At 71.9% G+C, this 4,171-nt stretch carries 4 protein-coding genes and 1 riboswitch; of the genes, 3 read left to right on the forward strand and 1 reads right to left on the reverse strand.

The window, feature by feature from the left end; all coding sequences use genetic code 11:
* Positions 1-81: 81 nt before the first annotated feature.
* Positions 82-801 carry a phosphotransferase gene (locus tag G5C60_RS49750; RefSeq protein WP_241267646.1) on the reverse strand — a complete coding sequence of 240 codons (720 nt, stop codon included), beginning with the start codon at positions 799-801 and terminating at the stop codon, positions 82-84.
* Between the two features lie 90 nt (positions 802-891).
* A riboswitch (cobalamin riboswitch) is annotated at positions 892-969 on the forward strand.
* Between the two features lie 145 nt (positions 970-1,114).
* Here G5C60_RS49750 and G5C60_RS49755 point away from each other — a divergent pair.
* The 3 genes from G5C60_RS49755 to G5C60_RS49765 form a co-directional block, all read left to right on the forward strand.
* The gene (locus G5C60_RS49755) at positions 1,115-2,359 is read left to right on the forward strand and encodes a prenyltransferase/squalene oxidase repeat-containing protein (protein WP_165270781.1); all 1,245 of its coding nucleotides are present in this window, start codon (positions 1,115-1,117) and stop codon (positions 2,357-2,359) included.
* On the forward strand, positions 2,356-3,072 hold the full coding sequence (locus tag G5C60_RS49760) for an SCO2322 family protein (protein ID WP_165270775.1): 717 nt from the start codon (positions 2,356-2,358) through the stop codon (positions 3,070-3,072). The genes G5C60_RS49755 and G5C60_RS49760 overlap by 4 nt, the downstream gene beginning before the upstream one ends.
* 14 nt (positions 3,073-3,086) lie before the next feature.
* The coding region (locus G5C60_RS49765) for an energy-coupling factor transporter transmembrane component T (RefSeq protein ID WP_165270777.1) at positions 3,087-4,171 on the forward strand (1,085 nt) is incomplete at its 3' end.

The raw sequence follows: 4,171 nt of genomic DNA on the forward strand, positions 1-4,171 counted from the left end.
CCTGATACCGCAGAAACTAACTTCCTTCACGCCTCAATACGTCAACCCGGAGATGTAAGCGCGTAAACCACAGACGTATCTCTATCCGAGCTCCCGGACCAGCAGCGTACGGATCAAGTCCTCTGCCTCGCCGAGGAGTTCGACCTCGCGCGGGCTCATCGTCGGGTTGGCCGCACGGCGCTGCCGTGCCTCGGCCAGGGCCGTCTCCGTGAGGTGGGACGGGTCGGCGAGGAGGGCGGTCAGCACCTCGTGGGCCAGGGGTGCGCGAGGGTCGTCGTCGTCGGCGGCCACCTGCGCCAGGATCACCGCGGACATGCACCAGTCCAGGGCGGGCGGGCCCTCCTGCGTGTTGGCCCAGTCGATGACCACCGGGCCGGCTGGAGTGACGATCACGTTTTCCGGGTGCAGGTCGAGGTGCAGGACGCGGACGGCCGGGTCGGTCGAGAGACGGGCCGGGATCGTGTGCAGACGGGTCAGCAGCTCCGCTAGTACCGTCCCCGCCTCCCCTGCGCCGAGTTGGCCCGCGGCCACCGCCTCGAGCATGGTCGGACCGGACAGTCGCTCCATCACGAGGTCCGAGTGGGAGGCCGTCGACCTGACCTCCGGCACGGCATAGCCGTGGCCGCGTACGTACTCCATGACGGCCGCCTCGGCGGGCGCGTCCCCGTAGCCGTCGCGGTAGCGGCGCAGCACCCACGCCTCGTCGTCGGGATCGTTGAGATCGTCGAGCGCGTACACATCCGCCGTACGACCGGAGGCCAGCAGGCGGCCTGGCCGCATATGGCCTATATGACTTCGCATGCGCCGAAGGTACCGGTGGCTCACAGTCGGACCTCAGCGTCTCGCTACGTGCCGGTACAGTAAACAGGTCGTCATCACACTCGTACGGGGGGAAGCCGGTGCAAAACCGGCGCTGACCCGCAGCCGTGAATCGCCCGCAGGAGCAGAAGGGGCGGTGAGCCGGAATGCTCCGTACGGAAGTGACCGGCTCGCGTCACCGGAAACCTCCGGTGACCGGCACCGTCGAGGCATACGGAGCCCGAGCCGCCCGGTGCTCTGGGCTGCCCGGGCTCCCAGTAGGGAACCGATGAGCACAGAGAGGCACCCGCCGATCATGATTGTTCGCCGCACCGCCGCGGCACTGGCCGCCACCGTCGTGATCGGGACGGCGTGCGCGCCGGCCGCCCTCGCCGCCGAGTCGCCCTCCCCGTCGCCGTCCCGGGCGTTCCCCTCCGCACTGTTCGGCAGCACCGATCCGACGTACGACGGCGTCTGGCGGCAGTCGCTCGCGCTGCTCGCCCAGCACACGGTGGGCGAGCTGCCCGCGGCGAAGGCCGTCGACTGGCTCGTCGGGCAGCAGTGCGAGAACGGGGCGTTCGCGCCGTACCGCGCCGACACGAGCGCGAAGTGCGACGCGAAGACGATGGTCGACACGAACAGCACGGCCGCCGCGGTGCAGGCCCTGGAGGCAATCGGCGGGCTCGACGCGGCGGCGGACAAGGCCGTGGCCTGGCTGAAGTCCGTGCAGAACAAGGACGGTGGCTGGGGCTACGCGGCGGGCGGCGCCAGCGACGCCAACTCGACGTCTGTCGTGATCGGGGCCCTGGTGGCCTCCGGCGAGAAGCCCCAGGACGTGCTGTCCAAGGGCGGCGAGTCCCCGTACCAGGCGCTGCGGACGCTGTCCGTCCCCTGCGACGAGGACGGCGGGGGCGCGTTCGCCTTCCAGCCGGACAAGAAGGGGAAGCTCGCGGCGAACGCCGACGCGACGGCGGCGGGCGTGCTGGGCAGCCTGGGCAAGGGGTTCGTGTTCAAGACCGGGAAGGTCGTGGCAGAGGACCCCTCGTGCGCCGACGGTGGCGACAAGTTGACGCCCGAGGACGCCGCGCGCAACGGCTCCACTTATCTCCTGAGCGCCCTCGCCAAGGACGGTTATCTGAAGTCCGCGCTCGCCGGCGCCGAGGACCAGCCCGACCACGGGAACACCGCCGACGCCGTCGTCGCGCTCGCCGCCGCGGGCCACACCATCGAGGCCAGGAAGCCGCTGGCCTGGCTGGAGAAGAACTCCGGTGCGTGGGCGGCCAAGAGCGGCCCGGCCGCGTACGCCCAGCTGATCTTCGCGGCGCACGCGACCGCGACGGACCCGCGCGACTTCGGCGGCGTGGATCTGGTGAAGCGGCTGGGCGCGACCGGTCCGGCCGGCCCGGTCGCCAACGTCAGGGACACCGCCGTCCGCAGCGAGGAGAAGGAGCAGGACGAGGACGACGGAGTCAGCGTCTGGTGGATCATCGGTGTCGGCCTGGTCGGCGGCATCGGCGTCGGCTTCCTGATCAGCAGCCGCAACAAGAAGCAGAAGCCGTGATCCGCCGCCGTCCGGTCCTGCGGGTCCTGACCCCGCTGTTCGCCGTACTCACCGCGCTCACCGCACTCACCGTCCTCGGTACGGCGGCGGGGCAGGCCCAGGCGCAGGCTCAGGCGGCCGGTTACCGCTACTGGTCCTTCTGGGACCTCGACGGCGACACCTGGGTGTACGCGACCCAGGGGCCGTCGACGACGCGGCCCTCGGACGGCGACGTACAGGGTTTCCGCTTCTCGGTGAGCGAGGACTCACGGGATTCCGCGAAGCCGCGCGGGGCCGCGGAGTTCGCGACGATCTGCGCGGGCGCGAAGACGCCCGCGCGGGACGGTACGAAGCGGGTCGCCCTCGTTCTCGACTTCGGCACGAGCGCGGACGCGCCGTCCGGCGAGACGCCGCCCCGTCCCCGTACGGCCTGCGCCCGCGTACCGGAGGACGCCACAACGGCGGACGCCCTCGCCGCGGTCGCCAAGCCCCTGCGCTACGGCACGAACGCGCTGCTCTGCGCCATCGCGGGCTACCCCCGCACGGGGTGCGGCGAACAGGTGTCGGCCACTGAACCGACGCCTTCGACCTCGCCGCGCGACGAAAACGCCTCCGGCGAGAGCGAGTCCGGTGATCAGGGCCCGTCGCTGGGCCTGCTTGCGGGGATCGGGGCCGTGGCGGTGCTGGGCGCGGCAACGGTCTGGCAGACGCGCCGACGGCGGCGGCACGGCTGACGGAGGGGTGCGCGATGAGCGAAGTCAGGCCCGCCACCGCTGTGGGCAATCGTTCCGCTCGGCGGAACGGTTGGGCACAGCCCACGGCGCCGGGTACGCAACCAAGCAAGGCCCAACGGCAACACACCCTCCACCCAGGCGCCTGGTGGCTCTGGTCCCTAGGCCTCGCCACCGCCGCCTCCCGCACCACAAACCCCCTCCTCCTCACCCTCCTCATCGCAGTAGCGGGCTACGTAGTAGCCACCCACCGCACGGACGCCCCCTGGTCCCGCTCCTACACCGCCTTCGTCAAACTCGCCCTCGCCGTACTCGCCATCCGCGCCGGCTTCGCCGTGCTCCTCGGCTCCCCCGTCCCGGGCACGCACACCCTCGTCACGCTCCCCGAACTCCCGCTCCCCGACTGGGCGCAGGGCATCCGGGTCGGCGGCCGGGTGACCGCGGAAGGCCTGGTCTTCGCGCTGTACGACGGCCTGAAGCTGGCCACGCTTCTCATCTGCGTGGGCGCGGCGAACGCCCTCGCCAACCCGGCCCGTCTCCTCAAGTCCCTCCCGGGCGCCCTGTACGAAGCGGGAGTCGCCGTGGTCGTAGCCCTCACCTTCGCGCCGAACCTGATCGCGGACGTCCAGCGCCTGCGCGCCGCCCGCCGACTGCGCGGCCGACCGGACACCGGGGTGCGCGGACTGCTCCAGATCGGACTCCCGGTCCTGGAGGGCGCGTTGGAACGTTCCGTGGCGCTGGCGGCGGCGATGGACGCCCGCGGATACGGCCGTACAGCCCAGGTACCGCCCGCCGTCCGCCGCACCACCGCCGTACTCACCCTCGGCGGCCTGGTCGGAGTCTGCGCGGGAACGTACGGGCTGCTCACCGCCGAAGGCGGCACGTACGGCCTGCCCGTGCTGCTCGCCGGACTCGGCGCGGCCCTGGCCGGGCTGTGGCTCGGCGGACGCCGCTCGTTGCGCACGCGGTACCGGCCGGACGTATGGGGCCTACGGGCGTGGCTGGTCGCCGCGTCCGGCGCGGGAGTCGCGGCGCTGCTGATCCTTTACGCCTCGTACGACTCCGCCGCCCTGCACCCCGGCGTCGTACCCCTCACATCCCC

Origin of the sequence: Streptomyces scabichelini (assembly GCF_011045015.1) — a bacterium.
GTDB lineage: Bacteria > Actinomycetota > Actinomycetes > Streptomycetales > Streptomycetaceae > Streptomyces > Streptomyces scabichelini.